Genomic DNA, 16,842 nt, shown 5'->3' on the forward strand with positions numbered 1-16,842 from the left:
ACGCCCGCCGAGGCATTCTCGTGCGTCGACTCAGCGCTGGACGAGCTCGGTGGTCAGGGTGTCGAGGCGGATCGCGTTGTCCGGGTCGAAGTCCTTGCGTGTGAGGGGGAGCCGGGTCCGGCGCCGGAAGGCGGTCACCTGATCGGCGGGTGGCTCGTCGAGGAGCTGGGCGATCGGCGGGACCGCTTGATCGACCGATCGGCCGACAACGAATCCGGCGGCCTTGGCCAGTATCCGGTGGGGTGCGGGCAGCGGGTCGGCCATCGCGGTCCGCACCATCATCGGGTTGTAGAGCACGTAGCGGGTGCGGGTGTTCGGGTGGCGGTGCGGGAAGGCGACGCCGAGCAGGTCATTGGCGCGTGAGGCCTGCATGGCGGCGCGCATGCCGGTGTAGCCCTCGCGCAGGGTCAGGTCGTCCCAGTGGATGCGGCCGGGAAAGCCGCCGGGGCCACAGATGTTCATGATGACCGGGGTATCCGCGCGTTCCAGCGCATCGACGAGACCGTGTCCGAGAACGAATCGGCTCAGGTAGTGCAGCGCGAAGGTGAACTCGGTGCCGTCCTCGGTGACCTCGCGCCGTGGCCGGAAGCGCTGGGCGCCGAAGACGAGGCCGTCGACGGTACCGGCCAGCGCGGTGACCCGGGCAAGAGTGTCCCGCATTCCCGTCAGGGTGCTCAGATCTGCTCGCAGGAACACCGCGCGCTCGCCTGCGCCGATCGCGGCGGCCGCCCGGCCGAACGCCTCGCCTTTCGTCGCGCCGCTGGCGATCGCGATCACCCGGTCGCCGCGTCGCAGAAAATGTAGGCCGAGCCCTTTGCCCATGCCGTCGGTGCCGCCGGTGATGACATATGTGCGCATCGAATCCCGTTCTCCTCGAATCACTCTGGACTGTGTCATCGGCCGATATGTCGAGGCTAGAAACGAACGCGCCACCAAGTCAACATCTGATGACTTAGCATGACTTCATGGAACCGAAAGCCGAACCCCGTCGCCGCGACCGCGCGGCCACCCGCGCCGCGCTGCTCGACGCCGCACGAATCCGCTTCGCGGCGCAGGGTTTCGACGGCACCGGACTGCGCGAGATCGCCGCTGAGGTCGGGGTCGATCCCGCCTTGGTGTCGCGCTACTTCGGTTCCAAGAAGGGGCTCTACGCCGAGGCGATGCACCTGGAGATCCCCACCGGAGTGGCCGCCGATCCGCACCGCCCGGTCGTCAGCATCGCCGACGCCCTGCTCCACGATGTCGTGTACCAGGACTGGTCGCGCTACGGCGGCGAACACCCGCTCCTGGCCATGCTCCGATCGGCCGGTCACGACGATGTGCGCGATCAATTGCGCGCCCAACTCTGCGACGGCTACCTGCGTGAATTCGCCGACCGGCTCGACGGACCCGACGCGGAACTACGCGCGGAGCTGATCGGCGCCCTGCTGATCGGCCTCGGCGCGCTGCGCTCGGTGATCGGCACGCCCGCCGTGAGCGCGGCGCCGTTCGACCGAACCCGGGTGCTCGCCGCGCGCATGGTGAACGCCCTGACCTGAACCCGGGCGCGGGCGTTTCAGAGGAGGCCCTGCTCGTGTGCGTAGATGGCGGCCTGGGTGCGGTCACGCACGCCGAGACGGTTCAGGATGCTCGAGATGTGGTTCTTGACGGTGCCCTCGCTGAGGTAGAGGGACCGGGCGATCTCGCGGTTGGCGGCGCCGGTGGCGAGCAGACGAAGGACCTCGGTTTCGCGACCGGTGAGCTCGACGGTGGGGCGTGGTGTGCGGGATCGGACCATGGCGGCCAGGCGCGCGGTGACGGCGGCGGAGTACTGGTCGACGCCCGCGTGCGCGAGGCGGATCGCCTGGGCGAGTTCGGCGGCGGGGAGGTCTTTGAGCAGGTATCCGGAGGCGCCCGCGCGCAGGGCCGCGACGATATAGCCGTCGTCGTCGAAGGTGGTGAGCATCAGCACCGTCGCCCGGCCGCGCACGAGAGCGGCTGCCTCGACGCCGTCCATTCCGGGCATCCGCACGTCCATCAGGACCACATCAGGTGTCAGCGCGCCAGTCGATTCGACTGCCTCGGCGCCACTTTCGGCCGTGCCGACTACGTCGATACCGGACTGCAAGGCGAGCAGCGCGGCGATCCCTTCGCGGACGAGACGCTCATCGTCGGCGATCAGCACGCGGACCTTCGGCGCAGGAATACCGGCATCGTGTCCGATCATCGCGCCACCACCGGGATCCTGACGAGCAGACGAGTTCCTGTGGTGCTGGAGGTGATTCGCACCTCGCCGTCGACCAGATCGAGCCGTTCACGCATTCCGGTGAGCCCCTGCCCCTCGACCGTGCCCGGCGCGAAACCTGTTCCGTTGTCGGCGATGTCGAGGACGCCGGTGGCCGGTGTCAGGTCGACCCGGACCGCCACCGCGGTGGCGCCGGAATGGCGGCGCGCGTTGGTGAGTGCTTCCTGCGCGGCGAGATACAGGGCGAGGCGGACAGGCTCGCCGACGGCGTCCTCGGTGCCGGTGAGGTCGAGGGACACGGCGAAGCCGGTGTCGTCGAGCCGGATCGCGAGCGCTCGCAACGCGGTGGCGAGGGTGAACTGTGTGTCGTCGGCGCGCAGGGTGCCGACCGCGCGCCGTACCTCGTCGAGCGCCAGGCGCGTGGAATGACGCCCCTCGGCGAGCGCCCGGTCGGCGATATCGGCGTCCAACGACCGGTAGGCGGCCGATTTCTCCAGTTGGATCGCGGTAACCACGAGATGGTGGCCGACGCTGTCATGGATATCGCGGGCCACCCGGGTTCGTTCGGCGACGGTCGCGAGGGAGACTGCCTGGTCGGCGTATTCCCGGAGCCGGGCGTGCGCGTCGGACAGTTCGGTGAGCAGTGTTTCCGCGCGCCGCCGCCCGGTTTCCTCGCGTTCGGCGATCACCGCGATCGCGAGGGCGAAAACGACGCCGATCGTGAACATCAGCAGATCCGAGAGCGCTTCGGGATTCGTTCGCAGCGCCGGTCGCCCGAGGACGATGATCCCGGCGAGGAGTAGACCGCCACCGGCGAGTGTGTAGGCGACACGGTGTCCGACGGTGAAATAGGCAGTGAGCGGCAGCAAGACGAACAGGACCTTCGCATTGCCGCTGCTGTCGAGCACGGTGATCACCGTGTACAGGACGGCGCGGACGACCAGCCCGGCGATCGCGAGGGTCCTGGACCCAGTGAACCTCCCTGCGGCGATCTCGAGCCCTCCCGCGAGCAGGAGGGTCCCGGCGAACGCGCTGGACCGGGCAGGGTCGACAGGTCCGGTCGAGGCGACGGCGAGCCCGGCGACCAGCACGGAGACGTAGAGGAAGCACGCCACCCAGGTCAGTGCGCGCGGTCGATGCATTCGCTGAGCGTATGGCCGGATTCGTCGCACGGCCACGGTCGCGGGGCAATTTTGGCCGAAGGTCATGGGTCGCCCGGCACTTACCGCCGTGACCACCGGATTCCTACCGTCGAACTCGACATCGAGAAGGGATTTCGACATGGACACACGAGCACTACTGCGACTGGGCGGCATCTCCGGCTTCGTCTGCGGCGGAGCGATCGCGGCGGCGGGCGCGATCGAACTGATCGCCGCGGGCAAGATACCGCTCACCCAGGTTCTCAACGGGGCGGCCGTCCCCTTCGGGATCGGACTGCTGGTGGCGTTGTACGCGCTGCTGCACCAGCGTCTCGGCCGCTTCGGCGCACTCGCCTTCGTCGTGCAATTCCTCGGCTTCGGCTATTTCGCGGGTATCGCCTTCGCCATGAACTTCGTGCTGGTGTATCTGGACAAGCCGGTGGTCGACGAATTGCTCACCAGCCCGGCCGAATTCGCTTTCCTCGCCACCGCGGTCATCGCGCTGAGTGGAACGTTGCTGTTCGGCACAGCGCTGCTGCGTAGCGCGGCGGTCCCGCGCGGCGCGGCCATCCTCTACACCGCGGGCCTGTCCGTGCTCTGCCTCACCTTCCTGCTCCCGGCGACGCTGGTGCGCGTCGGACACATCGCGGCCGGATTCGGCATGGTGTGGCTGGCCTGGGCGGTGTGGTCGAGCGTGACGGTCGCCCCGGCGGCTACCGCTCGCGCGTGGCAGCCGTCGACACCCGATCCGGTGCGATAGCGCTACCAGGGGCCGCGGCCTACGGCTGGCCCGCCGCGCCCTCGGTATCGGCGGTGAGGGCGTCGGCGAAGTTCTCGGCGTAGCCGAGGATGAGCTGGCGCTGGGTGGGCAGGAGAACGGCCAGCTCGTGCCAGGCGATGGCGGTGGGGGAGCCGTAGAGGTGGGTCAGGTCGGTGACCAGGGCAGCGGCTTGCTCGGGGGTGGGGGCGGTGGGGCGGGCGAAGGCGAGCAGGGAAGCGCCGATGGCGATGTGGCGGTAGCCGTGGGTGGCCATGCGGCGGATGACAGTGTGGTTGTCGTAGGTGCTCCAGTCGTCGGCGAAGTACCCGTTGGGGATACCGGCGATGGCGAGGTCGTCACGGTCCACCGGGACCCGCTGGATCAGCACGACGTCGTCGACCACACGGTCGGGGGAACGGTTGGCGGCGACGAGCGCGGCGAGTTCGTCCTCGGACGCGTTGCGGGTGTCGCGCAGCGCGTCCCACGGAACGCGGGCGGACGGGTTGTCCAGCAGCGCGGCGATGCGCGAGACCGTGGCGTTCTCGGCGTGGTGGGTGGCGGCGGGGTCGTCCGGGTCGTCGTGGACGACCCCGCCCTCGCCTTCGACGAGTCCGAGCGTGGCGTGCATGCTCGTGTAGGCGCACTGGCCGAGATCGTCGAGCGTGCAGAGGATCCTGGCATCGGGATGATCCATGCGGACCAGCTCTAACGCGTCGAGCAGCTGGGCGAAGGTGGTGACGTCGTCGAGGCGGGCAACGGTGTTGGAGTCCAGCCGGTTACGTCGAACGGGTGGTTCGCCCGGCTCGAAAGTCGTCATCTGCACTCCGACATCCTGGCACGGCCTTCGGCGCGTCGGAGTGATCCCGGCGCAGGTGGGCGATGTGGGCTCGGTATCGGTTGGCCCAGGAATTGCTGCCAACTGGGCATACCGTACAGTCGGTCCGTGACCGCGCTCGACTTCTCCTTGCTGGTCGTCGCGGGATTCTTCACCGGCTTGATCGGTTTCGTCACCGGGATGGCCTCGATCGTCTCCTATCCGGCGCTGCTGGCCGCCGGTCTGCCGCCCGTCGCGGCCAATGTCACCAACACGGTCGCCATGGTCGCCGTCGGTGTCGGGGCGACCGCGAATTCCGGGCGTGAACTCGTCGGCCGAGGGCCCACGCTGGTGCGCTGGGCGGTGCTGGCGGCCGTGGGCGGGCTGCTCGGCGCGCTCGCGCTGCTGGTCGCTCCGGACGGCGCGTTCGAGGTGGTCGTGCCGTTCCTGGTGGCGATGGCGTCGATCGCGCTGTTGGTGCAACCACTGGTGCGCCACCATATCGGCGAGCTCAGCGCGCCCTGGATTGTGCCGGTCGGCATCCTGCTCACCTCCGTGTACGGCGGATACTTCGGCGCGGGCGCGGGCGTGATCTACCTGTCGATGATGATGCTGTGCACCGCCGAATCCATCTGGAGCGCGTCGATTCTCAAGAGCTTCCTGCTCGGCATCGCGAACCTCGTCGCCGCGGTCGGCTTCGCGGCCTTCGGACCGGTGCACTGGGGCGCGGCGCTGGCCCTCGGCGCGGGTGCGCTGGCAGGTGGCTGGTGTGGTCCGCCGGTGGTGAAAGTGATTCCGCCGAGTGTGTTGCGGGTGACCGTCGGTATCGGCGGACTCGGGCTCGCCGTGTATCTGGCCCGATAGGCGTACCTCCGCGTTGGCTCGGGCCGTGCGCGCTGCGTGTCCGGGCCGATCAGACCGCTGTTCGCCTGCCGGGCGGCGACACGGTCCGTAGCCTGGAGACGGTGCACCACTCAGATAGTGAAATCGCAATCCACGCAACAGAAGTCGCTTCGGCGGTGATCCGGTCGGCCTTCCACGGCCCGCTCACTCGCTACGCCAAACAGGGCGACGATTTCGCCACGCAGGCCGATATCGCGGCCGAGAAAGCCATCCTCGACGTCCTCGCGACCGAATGTCCGGGCGACCGGTTCGTCGCCGAGGAATCGGGCGTCACCGGCTCTGCCCGCAGCGATCGGACGTGGTTTGTCGATCCACTCTGTGGCACCAGGAATTTCGCCGTCGACACCGCGTTCGTGGCGGTCAACGTCGCGCTGCGCGACGGCGACGCCGTGACAGTGGCGGCGACCGCCGACCCGTTCGCCGACGAAGTGTTCTGGACGGCGGGGCAGGGCGCGTTCCTGCGCACCGAGGGCCGCGACGAGCCGTTGCGCCCGCACTCGGGAAGCCATCTCGTCGATGTCGACCTCGACCACCCGTTCCCCTGGTCGACCCCGGCGCGGCTCTTCGACGCCGAAGGCTTTGCGGGAGAGTTCCATCCGCGGGTCCTATCGACCTCGTTAGCCCTTGTCTGGGTGGCGGCCGGGCGTCGCGCCGCCTACATCACCGGCGGCGATCTCCGCGACAGCGTGCATTTCAGCAGCGCGATCGCGGTGTGTCAGGCGGCTGGCTGCGTGGTTACCGGTCTCGCCGGGCAACCGCTGCACACCGCGCCACACGGGCTCATCGCGGCAGCGGACGCGCCGACCCATGCGCGGCTGGTCGAGGCGGTGGTGGGTCTGCGCGCCGGGTGACGCTGGGGTGCATCACAATCGGGCGCATCTCACAGCCCCCGGTTGTCTGTGTCTCAGAGTTTCCTCAACATCACTGGGTAGCGTCCTCGCCGTGGCATCGAGGCCTGCGCTGTGTGGCGCCGGTCCTCCGCCGTCGCCCAGAGGGCGAGATTCCGACCCGACGTAAGGACGAGTGGATGAAGTTTCGTAGGACCGGACGAGTCGCGATCGCAGGATTGGCTGTGGTCGCCGCGCTCGGCCTGAGTGCGTGCAGTGACGACAAGGGCGACAAGCCCGCGCCCAAGACCACCACCAGTGCCAAGGCTCAGGGTTCGGCAACCGCGGACCTGCCGGCGGTGCCGACGGTCGAACAGCTCAACGCGCAGCTCACCACCGCACTGGATCCGGCGGTCCCCAACGACCAGAAGCTGGACTTCGTGCAGGGCATCGAGGCAGACCCCGAGCTGCCGAACCGCCTGGCACAGGCCGTCCAGGACAACAACGTCCAGGTCCAGGTGACCGAGGTGACTTCCTTCGGTGACAGCGTCAACGCCAAGGCCAACTTCACCGTCAACGGCCAGACCAATGTCGTCGACGTGCCGTTCGTGGCCGAAGCGGGCAAGTGGAAGGTCCAGAAGTCGTGGGCCTGCGGCATGCTGACCAACCTGGGTCAGACCTCGGTCGCCTGCGCCTGATCGTCGTCGCTCGAGCCCCGTTCGTCTGTCGGACGGGGCTTTCGCGTATCCGGGCTGTTTCGGCTCCCGTGCTGTCAGCGGCGAAGTGCCGCCCGATCGGGGTGATCCCAGCGAACGGTCCAGGTCGCTTCCTCGGGATTGTCGGCAGTGTGATCGCGCACAGCGGGCAGCGTCCATCGCTGCTCGGCGGGGGTGCGCCGCAGCGCCGCCTGCTCACTCAGTTCCAGGCGGATCGCGAGATCGAAATCCAGACCGCGACCGAGCAGCATCGGCCCCGCGAGCACCAGCACCAGATCGGCCTGCGCGGGCCGAATCGCCGCCCGCGCAGACCTGTCCCGCTCCTCGTCCCACAGCGCGGGCAACCAGCGCCCTTCGGTGCGGAGCACGTCGAGGATCTCGCGGCGCATGGCCTCGTAGTCGAACCATGCTGTGCGATAAGACCATTCGTCATCGCGCCCGTATTCCATGCGGAGCGACGCGGGTCGCACGAAGTCGTGCACCGACACCACCGCCGCCGATCGCCCCCGGTCGGTGAGCGTGTCCACGATCCGGCGGCCCAGTTCCACCGGGGCGGCCGCGTCGGCGCCGTCGACCGCGAGCACCCGTCGCCCCGGCAGCTCGACGAGCCGGTCGGCGACGAGCCGGGCGAGGGCGGCGGGAGAGGTGGGAGTGAACGTCGGCACCGGACCATCTCAGCAAATTCCGGGCCGCTGTGCAGAGCCGGACATACCGCCCGGTCGGCAAGGCGATAATCTCGAGCGCATGGCGACAATCGAAGAGGCGCTCGCGATCGAGCGACTGGAGCGCGACATCTTCCGCGGTGCTTCCACGGAGTCTCAGCTACCGCGCACCTTCGGCGGTCAGGTGGCCGGGCAGGCGCTGGTCTCGGCGGTCCGCACCGTCGATCGCAGCTTCCAGGTGCATTCTCTGCACGGCTACTTCCTGCGACCGGGCAATCCGGAGGAACCCACCGTCTACCTGGTGGAACGCATCCGCGACGGCCGGTCGTTCTGTACGCGGCGGGTCACCGGCGTGCAGGACGGACAGGCGATATTCACGATGTCGGCCTCGTTCCATCACGGTGACGAAGGGCCCGAACACCAGGACGTGATGCCCTCGGTCGACGGTCCCGACGACCTGCCCGATGCCAGCGTGACCATGACCCCCGAGCGGCTGTGGGCCATGCGTGAATGGGAGCACTGGGACATCCGCACGGTCCCACAGGATCAGGTCGTCGCGCGCGACGGCGCGGTCTCACCCCAGCAGGTGTGGTTCCGGTACCGGCACCCGCTGCCCGACGACCCGATGTTCCACGTCTGCACGCTGGCCTACATGAGCGATATGACGCTGCTCGGCTCGTCGAAGGTGATCCACCCCGACGAACCGACCCAGAACGCGTCGCTCGACCACGCCATGTGGTTCCTGCGCCCGTTCCGTGCCGACGAATGGCTGCTCTACGACCAGTCCTCACCCTCGGCCGGTTTCGGTCGCGCGCTGACCGGCGGCAAGATCTGGGACCGCGAGGGCAACCTGGTCGCCGCTGTCGTCCAGGAAGGTCTGATCCGCACGCCGCGCCAGAAGTGAGCGTGAGCGGGCCCACATCGGGCGCGCTCGTAAGCTCAACGGCTGTGAACGCAACCTCGACCCCCACCCGGCCGACCATCGGTGTCCTCGCGCTACAGGGTGACGTGCGTGAACACGTTGCCGCGCTGGAGCACTGCGGGGCCGATCCGGTGCTGGTGCGGCGCGAGGCGGAGCTGGCCGCGGTCGACGGGCTGGTGCTGCCCGGTGGCGAGTCGACCGCGATCTCCAAGCTGTTGCAGGCATTCGACCTGCTGGAACCGTTGCGGGCGCGGCTGCGCGACGGGCTGCCCGCGTTCGGGTCGTGCGCGGGCATGATCCTGCTCGCCTCGGAGGTCCTCGACACCAGGGCCGACGCCCAGCACCTGTCCGGCATCGATATGACGGTGCGGCGCAACGCGTTCGGTCGGCAGGTCGATTCCTTCGAGACCGACCTGGACTTCACCGGTCTCGACACGCCCGTGCGCGCGGTGTTCATTCGCGCGCCGTGGGTGGAGCGGGTGGGCGACGGCGTCGAGGTGCTGGCGCGGGTGCCGCACGGCCCCGCCGAGGGCCGCATCGTCGCTGCCAGGCAGGGCAACGTGGTGGCGACCTCCTTCCATCCCGAGGTGACCGGCGATCTTCGGGTGCACGAACTGTTCGTCGACCTGGTTCGGGCTGCGCGATAAAGCCCGCGTCGGCGGGCGTGGTGGACGGTGAGTAGGCTGGATCGAGCTTGTCCGCCCGGGCAGACGCGCAACCGACTTGAAGGAAGTAGGGCATGAGCGGCCACTCCAAATGGGCCACCACCAAGCACAAGAAGGCGGGAATCGACGCCAAGCGCGGCAAACTCTTCGCCAAGCTGATCAAGAACATCGAGGTGGCGGCCCGCACTGGTGGTAGTGACCCTGCGGGCAATCCGACGCTGTTCGACGCCATCCAGAAGGCGAAGAAGACATCGGTCCCCAACGACAACATCGAGCGCGCCCGCAAGCGCGGTGGTGGTGAAGAGGCCGGCGGCGCCGACTGGCAGACGATCATGTACGAGGGCTACGGGCCCAACGGTGTGGCCGTGCTGATCGAGTGCCTCACCGACAACCGCAACCGCGCCGCGGGCGAGGTCCGGCTGGCGATGACCCGCAACGGCGGCAACATGGCCGACCCGGGTTCGGTGTCGTACCTGTTCGCCCGCAAGGGCGTGGTGACGCTCGAGAAGAACGGCCTGTCCGAGGACGACGTCCTCGAGACGGTGCTCGACGCGGGCGCCGAAGACGTCAACGACCACGGCGACGTCTTCGAGATCATCTCCGAGCCCGGCGATCTGATCGCGGTGCGCTCGGCCCTGCAGGCCGCGAACATCGACTACGACTCCGCCGAGTCCGGTTTCCAGGCGTCGGTGTCGGTCGCGGTCGACGCCGACGGTGCGCGCAAGGTGTTCAAGCTGGTCGACGCGCTCGAAGACAGCGACGATGTGCAGAACGTGTACACCAACGTCGACATCTCCGACGAGGTCGCCGCGGAACTCGACGACGAGTAGATCGTTGTCCGTCGAACCCGCCCCGGTCGTGAATTCGGCCGGGGCGGTTCACGTTTCGGCTAGGACGCGCGCTGCTGGTAGTAGCCCGACATCGACGGGTAGTAGTCGGCGAAATCCGGTCGTTCGGTGTGCGTGCAGGCCGCGACGAACATGTCCGCGTAGTACTCCCACCCCGGACCGATCTGCGGGATCTCCGCCAGCTGATATTCCGACGTCAGATGGTGGACCAGGCGCAGTTCGGTGGCCGCGCCGGTGTCGAGCAACGTCACCTCGAGCCGCCACAGGCCGATCTGGTCGGTCGAGGAGACGCCGAGGTGGATCGGTGGGGTGCAGTCGTCGATGCGCATCGCCGACCACGGTTCACCCTCCTCGAAGCGCATCTGCACCCGGATGGTGTTGCCGGTCCCCGACTCGCCCTCCCAGGTGCCGTACCACCCCGAGGTCAGATGCGGATCGGTCAACCGTGCCCACACCTCCTCGATCGGCAACCCCAGCGACCTGGTGATCACCAGGTCCCGCCCGTCGGGCGTCGTGACGATGTCACCGGTGGGTATGGCCATGCGTGGTTCTCCTCGCCTCGGACGGACCGACCATGCCTGCTCACTCGACCGTACCCGTGGACTACGTCGACGCCCCGGCACAATGAGGATCATGACGCGAATCGAGACGGTCCGGGGCGACATCACCGAGCAGCAGGTGGACGCGGTGGTCAACGCCGCGAACTCCTCGCTGCTCGGCGGCGGTGGCGTCGACGGGGCGATCCACCGCAAGGGCGGTCCGCAGATCCTGTCGGAATGTCGCGACCTGCGCGCCTCGCACTACGGCAAAGGCCTGCGTACCGGCCAGGCGGTGGCGACCACCGGGGGCCTGCTCCCCGCCCGCTGGGTGATCCACACGGTCGGCCCCGTGTGGTCGGCCACCGAGGACCGCTCCGAGCTGCTCGCCTCCTGCTATCGCGAATCCCTGCGCGTGGCAGACGAACTGGGAGCGGCGACCGTCGCGTTCCCGGCGATCTCCACCGGTATCTTCGGCTGGCCGATGGATGACGGCGCGCGGATCGCGGTCGAGACGGTTCGCGCGGCCGAGACGCAGGTGACGCAGGTGCGGTTCGTTCTGTTCGACGATCGTGCCCTGGAGGTCTTCACCACCGCTGTGGGGTAAGCGACGGCGTGGGAAGGTTCTGCTCCCCGGATCGTGTGGGTCGCTAGCGGGTGCTGATCTCGCGGACCTCGCGCAGGTGTTGTTCCATGGCGGCAGCGGCGGCGGGGCCGTCTCGGTGGTCCACGGCGCGCAGGATCTGGGTGTGACCCTGGAGGGAGACGCGGCGGCCGAGCGGAGTGCGGTGGGAGAGGACTCGGGTGTGGCGGGTCCATTCCGTGGTCATCGTGCAGAGGGTGACCAGGAGCGGGTTCTGGGCCGAATGTGCCAGGAGCGTGTGGAATTCGATGTCGAGGGCCATCGATTCCGCCGGGCCGAGGGCTTCGTCGGAGCGGTCGATGATCTCGTGCAGCGACAGCAGATTCGATTCGACGGCGCGCAGGGCGGCGAGCTGGGCGATGCGGGGTTCGACCAGGTCGCGCAGTTCGGTCGCGTAGGCGAGTTCGGTGTCGAGGTCGGCGAGGCTGCCGTGCAGTTCGGCGGCGCCGCGGGGGAGATCGGTGACGGTGCTGCCACGGCCCTGCCTGCGGTCGACCAGCTTCTTGGATTCCAGCTCGAACATGGCTTCGCGAAGCGAGGACCGCGACACGTTCAGCTGCGTCGCGAGCTCGCGTTCGGGCGGCAGGCGATCGCCCGCGCGCAGCGCGCCGTCGATGATCAGCCGCTCCAGGTGAGCGGCGACTTCGGCGCTGACGCTGCCGGTGCGGCGGCGCAGCGGGGGGATCGGCGGGACGGCCATCGAACTCCTCTCGACACCCACGGATTGGTCCGGCCAATCATATAAGACTGGTGCCCGGCGGCCCGATATTGCCAGGGTGTAAAGCCTCGGTTACGCACGTTTCTCCCGGTAGCAGGGCTGTTGATAGTGGAATACCGTTATCGCATCAGATGGTCGGACCAATGTTCGACCGAGTGTCGCGGAGACCGGAGGACCCACTGTGACGTCATTGGCCGGGGACCAGATCGCCGCCGCTTTCCCGGTGCTGCAGCAGGGCATCGGCATCACACCGGAGACCACCTATATCCCCGCCGATCCGGATCGGGTGCTGTGGGGCAGGCTGCCGCGACGCGGCGATACGCCGGTCACCACCGTCGCGCCGGGGACGCGGGTGGTCATCGACACCATCAGTCATGAGGGCATCCTCGACGATCAGGGCTCGGACCCGGTCGCCTACTTCCGCGGGCACGGCGTGGCCCGCGATCAGATACTCGACGACACCGTCGAGGTGGTCGCCCGGCGCGTCCGCGAGGACGGAGCAGGCCCGCATATCGTGACCGGTCCGATCGCCGTCGACGGCGCCGAGCCCGGCGATCTCCTCGCCGTGCGGATCGAGCACCTCGCCATGCGCGCGCCCTACGGCGTCATCTCGACCCGGCACGGCCGCGGCATGCTGGCCGGGACACCACACGACGGTTCGTACGGTCAGTTCTGCACGGTGACCGGGCGCGACGACGAGTGGTTCGGCACCATGCCGATCCGGCCGGGCAGCCCGCACCGGGCGCGCTTCCCGCTCGCCCCGTTCCTCGGCATCATGGGCGTGGCCACCGACACCGAGGACCGGGCGCACTCCGTGCCACCGGGCGCGCACGGCGGCAATATCGACGTCACACTGCTCACTCCCGGCGCTACCTTGTTCCTGCCGGTGCAGGTGCCCGACGCGCTGTTCTATGTCGGCGATCCGCATTTCGCGCAGGGCGACGGAGAGGTGGCGCTCACCGCCCTGGAGGCGCCGCTGCGGGCGACCGTGACCCTCGACGTCGTTGCGGCCGAACAGGTCACCGACATCGGGTCGGGTACAGGTCCGTTCGCCGCAGGCCACGGACTCGTCATCCCGACCGGGCTCGATCCCGATCTGGACACCGCGCTGTCGCTATGTGTGGGCAACGCCGTCGACCTGCTCGGCGCGCTGTTCGACACCGATCCGCGCAGCGCCTACCTCTACCTCAGTGCCGCAGCCGACTTCACCATCTCGCAAGCCGTCGATCTGACCCGCGGGGTACACGGCAAGATCCGTGTCGCCGACTTCGCGCATACCACCGGTACCGATCTGGCCCGCTTCATCCTGGAGCGGGCGCGGTGACCGCGACGGCGCGGGAGACGGCGACGCGGTTCGGCGCGGGAGCGCGTTGCGGCGTGGACACCACGGTGTGGCGCGAGCTCGGTTCGCCGTTGGTGGGGGCGACCTCGACCGGCCCGCTCACCGGGCACACGGTGGCCGTGAAAGACCTGTTCGCTGTCGCCGGCCACCCGCTCGGCGCAGGTGTGGAGGACTTTCTCGCCGAGCGCACTCCCGAGTCCCGCCACGCCGCGGTCGTCGCCGACCTGCTCGCGGCGGGCGCCACCGTCATCGGCATCGCCAGGACCGACGAGTTCGCCTATAGCATCACCGGCGCCAACGGGCGCACCGGCATGCCGGTCAATCCGGTTGCACCACAGCGAGTTCCGGGTGGTTCATCGAGCGGACCCGCCGTCGCGGTCGCCCGCGGCGAGGTATCCATCGGCCTCGGCACCGACACCGCGGGCTCGATCCGGGTTCCCGGCTCGTACCAAGGACTCTGGGGCATCAGGACTACGCACGCCGGTCTCGACACCACCGGCCTCCTCCCGCTGGCCCCGTCGTTCGACACCATCGGATGGCTCACCCGCGACGCCGCGACCCTGCTCGCGGTGGCCGACAGCGTGTTCGCCCATCCTGCTGTACCCCGGCCAGACGGGTCCGGGTTCTCGAACACGGACCTGGTCGTCGATCCCACGTTGTGTGCGGCGGCAGAGCCCGAGATCGCCGAGCAGTGTGCGCGGGCCTCCGAAGAACTCGGCGCTCGACGGATCACCCTGCGGGCCGACCTCGATCGCTGGTTCTCCGCGTTTCGCGCGGTGCAGGCGTTCGAAGCATGGGCAGGGCACGGCGACTGGCTGACCGCGCATCCCGACGCGCTCGAACCCGACGTGCGCGAGCGATTCGCCTGGGCCGCAACGGTGACCGCCGAGGAGGCCGCGGCCGCGCGGACAGTCGTCGCCGAGGCCGCTGCGCGGATCCGCGACATCCTCGGCGACCGGGCGCTGGTGCTGCCGACCACGGCGGGACCGCCGCCGCCGCGAGCGGCTGACCGGCGTACGCGCGACGCCGTCCGCCACGCGACTCTGCGGCTGACCTGCCTGGCGTCGATCGCCGGGCTGCCCGCCGTCACGCTGCCGTTGCCGAACCGCCGCAGCCTGCCCGCCGGGCTGTGCCTGATCGGCGCCGCGAACTCCGACCGCGCCCTCATCGTCCTCGCTACCCAGTGCGCCGCCCGACTGGCGAACCTATGAGAAATGGACCCGCAATGCCTGCCTCCGACATGCCGTGGACCGCCACCGCTGCACCGATGAATCGCCCACTGCGCCGGGTTCTCTCGGCCGTGATCGCGGCCTTGCTCATCGTCACGGGCCTGACCGCCTGCGTATCGACACCGGGCGGCGGCAGCGACCCGGCATCGGTGCGAATCGGCACCCTGCGGGGGCAGCCGCATCTCTACGCGCCCTACTTCATGCAGCGTTTCGCCCCCGCGGGCACGACCTACGAGATCGTGCTGTTCGAGAATTCACCCGATATCAAGAACGCGATCGCCTCGGGTGCTATCGATTTCGGAGTGCTCGGCGCGCCGTCGATTCTGGCGGGCAGTGCCGCGGGTCAGGATGTGAAGATCGTCGCCTCGGCCGCTGACGGCGGGTCGGCGTTCGTCGGCAAGCCGGAGATCACCACGGTGAACGGGCTGCGCGGCAAGAAGATCGGATTCCCGCAGGGCTCGTCGCAGGAGATCCTGCTGCGGCTCACCTTGACCGCGCACGGCCTCGACCCGGCCACCGACGTGCAGTTGGTCAACCTTTCCTACTCGGACATGGCCAACGCCTACAAGTCCGGCCAGATCGACGCGTTCCTGAGCGCCGAGACCGCACCGTCGATCGTCATGGGGGTCGGCGCGCATCCGATCGTCTCGCCGTACGACACCGCGATCGGCGCGGTGAACATCGTCTTCGGTACCAGGGGCGCGCTGATCGACCAGGATCGCGACCGGGTACAGCAAACCGTGCGCAGCTTCGTCCAGGCGATCGAGTACATGAAGGGCGATCACAGCGCCTGGGTCGACGGGCTCGTCGACACCTTCGGCCTCGACCGCACGATCGTCGACACCGCGACGAAGAACGTCTGGTTGCGGTGGGAACTCGGTGACGAGTATTGCGGCCGGGTGGTCGCCCTCGCCGAGCAGATGCGGGCCTTCGACCAGCTGTCCAAGGCACCCGATATGGCGAAGGTGTTCGACACCGGGTTCCTGACCCCCGCGGGTATCGGGCGATGACAGCGCTCGACGCACCACCGGTCGTCCGCACCACCGAGGCGCCGCCCACGCGTCGACGGCGGCTTCCCGACCGGGTGCTGACAGTGCTGTGGGCCCTGCCGGTCCCGCTGCTGCTCGGGCTGCTGTGGGATCGTGGTGTCGACGGCGCGTGGACGCTGCCGTTCGGTATCCAGATGCAATTCCTGCCGAAACCGTACGAGGTGGCGCGGCGCCTGGCCGACCTCGCGTTCGGCGGCGTCATCGGCGACACCTACAGCGGCACCCTGTGGTTGCACCTGTACGCGAGCACGCTGCGGGTGGTGCAGGGGTTCTTGTTCGCGGCCGCCGTCGCGATCCCGCTCGGCATCGTGATGGGTCGCTCCCGGCTGGTCTACCGGATGCTCGAACCGACCGTCAACCTGGTCCGCCCGATCCCGGTGACCGCGTGGGCGCCGCTGTCACTGCTGATCATCGGCTTCGGTGACCGCTCCACGATCTTCCTGGTGTTCCTCGCCGCGGTGTTCTCGATCCTGCTGAACACGATCGCCGGGGTGCGGGCGGTACCGGACCGGCTGCTCGAGGCCGCCGCGATGCTGGGCACCCGACCCGCGCACACGCTGTACAAGGTGGTGCTGCCCGCCGCCGTGCCGAGCATCGTCTCCGGTCTGCGGATCGCGCTCGGCCTGTCGTGGGTGATCCTCGTCGTCGGCGAGACGGTCGGTATCCGAATCGGCTTGGGGGCGTTGGTCACCCAGGCCAGAGAACAGTCACGCACCGACCTGATCATCGCGGTGATGATCGTGATCGGATTGGCCGGATTCGTCGCCGACCGGTTGCTGATGCTGCTGGTGAGGCTGTTGGCGGGCCGTAGGCCGCTCCTACCGTGATCGAGCAGACAGGACCCT

20 protein-coding genes are annotated in these 16,842 nt (G+C 68.8%); 13 read left to right on the forward strand and 7 right to left on the reverse strand.

Annotation, left to right across the window (positions count from 1 at the left end; genetic code table 11):
• Positions 1 to 30: 30 nt before the first annotated feature.
• Entirely contained in the window at positions 31 to 858 is an 828-nt protein-coding gene (locus tag ACWGCN_RS14750) for an SDR family NAD(P)-dependent oxidoreductase (RefSeq protein WP_452459544.1), read from the reverse strand.
• Positions 859 to 965: 107 nt separating this feature from the next.
• On the opposite strand from ACWGCN_RS14750, the gene ACWGCN_RS14755 reads away from it, so the two are divergent.
• Positions 966 to 1,538 carry a TetR/AcrR family transcriptional regulator gene (locus tag ACWGCN_RS14755; protein WP_452459545.1) on the forward strand — a complete coding sequence of 191 codons (573 nt, stop codon included), beginning with the start codon at positions 966 to 968 and terminating at the stop codon, positions 1,536 to 1,538.
• 17 nt (positions 1,539 to 1,555) lie between these two features.
• On the opposite strand, the gene ACWGCN_RS14760 is transcribed toward ACWGCN_RS14755, so the two are convergent.
• Both ACWGCN_RS14760 and ACWGCN_RS14765 read right to left on the reverse strand, forming a co-directional pair.
• On the reverse strand, positions 1,556 to 2,206 hold the full coding sequence (locus ACWGCN_RS14760) for a response regulator (RefSeq protein ID WP_379313418.1): 651 nt from the start codon (positions 2,204 to 2,206) through the stop codon (positions 1,556 to 1,558).
• Positions 2,203 to 3,366 carry a sensor histidine kinase gene (locus ACWGCN_RS14765; protein ID WP_452459546.1) on the reverse strand — a complete coding sequence of 388 codons (1,164 nt, stop codon included), beginning with the start codon at positions 3,364 to 3,366 and terminating at the stop codon, positions 2,203 to 2,205. The genes ACWGCN_RS14760 and ACWGCN_RS14765 overlap by 4 nt, the downstream gene beginning before the upstream one ends.
• Before the next feature lie 139 nt (positions 3,367 to 3,505).
• On the opposite strand from ACWGCN_RS14765, the gene ACWGCN_RS14770 reads away from it, so the two are divergent.
• Entirely contained in the window at positions 3,506 to 4,123 is a 618-nt protein-coding gene (locus ACWGCN_RS14770) for a hypothetical protein (protein WP_452459547.1), read from the forward strand.
• Positions 4,124 to 4,142: 19 nt separating this feature from the next.
• Here ACWGCN_RS14770 and ACWGCN_RS14775 read toward each other — a convergent pair whose 3' ends face one another.
• Positions 4,143 to 4,940, reverse strand: coding sequence for a hypothetical protein (locus tag ACWGCN_RS14775; protein WP_379313414.1), 798 nt, complete (start codon positions 4,938 to 4,940; stop codon positions 4,143 to 4,145).
• A gap of 126 nt (positions 4,941 to 5,066) precedes the next feature.
• On the opposite strand from ACWGCN_RS14775, the gene ACWGCN_RS14780 reads away from it, so the two are divergent.
• From ACWGCN_RS14780 to ACWGCN_RS14790, 3 genes are all read left to right on the forward strand, one after another.
• Positions 5,067 to 5,801 (forward strand): sulfite exporter TauE/SafE family protein, encoded by a 735-nt coding sequence (locus ACWGCN_RS14780; RefSeq protein ID WP_378988949.1) that lies wholly within the window; start codon positions 5,067 to 5,069, stop codon positions 5,799 to 5,801.
• A gap of 101 nt (positions 5,802 to 5,902) precedes the next feature.
• Positions 5,903 to 6,691 carry an inositol monophosphatase family protein gene (locus ACWGCN_RS14785; RefSeq protein ID WP_378988950.1) on the forward strand — a complete coding sequence of 263 codons (789 nt, stop codon included), beginning with the start codon at positions 5,903 to 5,905 and terminating at the stop codon, positions 6,689 to 6,691.
• Between the two features lie 176 nt (positions 6,692 to 6,867).
• Positions 6,868 to 7,365, forward strand: a complete 498-nt coding sequence (locus tag ACWGCN_RS14790) for a hypothetical protein (RefSeq protein ID WP_378988951.1) — start codon at positions 6,868 to 6,870, stop codon at positions 7,363 to 7,365.
• 74 nt (positions 7,366 to 7,439) lie between these two features.
• Here the strand turns inward: ACWGCN_RS14790 and ACWGCN_RS14795 are convergent, their stop codons facing one another.
• Complete coding sequence (locus ACWGCN_RS14795; RefSeq protein ID WP_387442755.1) at positions 7,440 to 8,048, reverse strand: nucleoside/nucleotide kinase family protein; 609 nt, start codon at positions 8,046 to 8,048, stop codon at positions 7,440 to 7,442.
• A gap of 79 nt (positions 8,049 to 8,127) precedes the next feature.
• Here ACWGCN_RS14795 and ACWGCN_RS14800 point away from each other — a divergent pair, with 79 nt between their 5' ends.
• The 3 genes from ACWGCN_RS14800 (at position 8,128) to ACWGCN_RS14810 (ending at position 10,462) form a co-directional block, all read left to right on the forward strand.
• The gene (locus ACWGCN_RS14800; protein ID WP_378988953.1) at positions 8,128 to 8,949 is read left to right on the forward strand and encodes an acyl-CoA thioesterase; all 822 of its coding nucleotides are present in this window, start codon (positions 8,128 to 8,130) and stop codon (positions 8,947 to 8,949) included.
• Positions 8,950 to 8,993: 44 nt separating this feature from the next.
• Positions 8,994 to 9,614, forward strand: a complete 621-nt coding sequence (gene pdxT / locus ACWGCN_RS14805) for a pyridoxal 5'-phosphate synthase glutaminase subunit PdxT (RefSeq protein ID WP_378988954.1) — start codon at positions 8,994 to 8,996, stop codon at positions 9,612 to 9,614.
• Between the two features lie 92 nt (positions 9,615 to 9,706).
• Positions 9,707 to 10,462 carry a YebC/PmpR family DNA-binding transcriptional regulator gene (locus ACWGCN_RS14810; protein WP_378988955.1) on the forward strand — a complete coding sequence of 252 codons (756 nt, stop codon included), beginning with the start codon at positions 9,707 to 9,709 and terminating at the stop codon, positions 10,460 to 10,462.
• Positions 10,463 to 10,521: 59 nt separating this feature from the next.
• Here ACWGCN_RS14810 and ACWGCN_RS14815 read toward each other — a convergent pair whose 3' ends face one another.
• On the reverse strand, positions 10,522 to 11,022 hold the full coding sequence (locus tag ACWGCN_RS14815) for an SRPBCC domain-containing protein (RefSeq protein ID WP_452459548.1): 501 nt from the start codon (positions 11,020 to 11,022) through the stop codon (positions 10,522 to 10,524).
• A 91-nt stretch (positions 11,023 to 11,113) separates the two neighbouring features.
• Here ACWGCN_RS14815 and ACWGCN_RS14820 point away from each other — a divergent pair, with 91 nt between their 5' ends.
• Positions 11,114 to 11,623 (forward strand): O-acetyl-ADP-ribose deacetylase, encoded by a 510-nt coding sequence (locus ACWGCN_RS14820; protein WP_452459549.1) that lies wholly within the window; start codon positions 11,114 to 11,116, stop codon positions 11,621 to 11,623.
• A gap of 43 nt (positions 11,624 to 11,666) precedes the next feature.
• On the opposite strand, the gene ACWGCN_RS14825 is transcribed toward ACWGCN_RS14820, so the two are convergent.
• Complete coding sequence (locus tag ACWGCN_RS14825) at positions 11,667 to 12,359, reverse strand: FadR/GntR family transcriptional regulator (RefSeq protein WP_452459550.1); 693 nt, start codon at positions 12,357 to 12,359, stop codon at positions 11,667 to 11,669.
• 199 nt (positions 12,360 to 12,558) lie between these two features.
• Here ACWGCN_RS14825 and ACWGCN_RS14830 point away from each other — a divergent pair, with 199 nt between their 5' ends.
• The 4 genes from ACWGCN_RS14830 to ACWGCN_RS14845 are packed head-to-tail and all read left to right on the forward strand — an operon-like array spanning position 12,559 to position 16,824.
• Entirely contained in the window at positions 12,559 to 13,701 is a 1,143-nt protein-coding gene (locus tag ACWGCN_RS14830; RefSeq protein WP_449966165.1) for an acetamidase/formamidase family protein, read from the forward strand.
• Positions 13,698 to 14,930 carry an amidase family protein gene (locus tag ACWGCN_RS14835; protein ID WP_452459551.1) on the forward strand — a complete coding sequence of 411 codons (1,233 nt, stop codon included), beginning with the start codon at positions 13,698 to 13,700 and terminating at the stop codon, positions 14,928 to 14,930. The genes ACWGCN_RS14830 and ACWGCN_RS14835 overlap by 4 nt, the downstream gene beginning before the upstream one ends.
• A gap of 14 nt (positions 14,931 to 14,944) precedes the next feature.
• On the forward strand, positions 14,945 to 15,958 hold the full coding sequence (locus ACWGCN_RS14840; RefSeq protein ID WP_452459552.1) for an ABC transporter substrate-binding protein: 1,014 nt from the start codon (positions 14,945 to 14,947) through the stop codon (positions 15,956 to 15,958).
• Positions 15,955 to 16,824 (forward strand): ABC transporter permease, encoded by an 870-nt coding sequence (locus ACWGCN_RS14845; RefSeq protein ID WP_452459553.1) that lies wholly within the window; start codon positions 15,955 to 15,957, stop codon positions 16,822 to 16,824. Before ACWGCN_RS14840 ends, ACWGCN_RS14845 begins: the two co-directional genes overlap by 4 nt.
• Positions 16,825 to 16,842: the final 18 nt, after the last annotated feature.

Source organism: Nocardia sp. NPDC055050 (assembly GCF_053608345.1).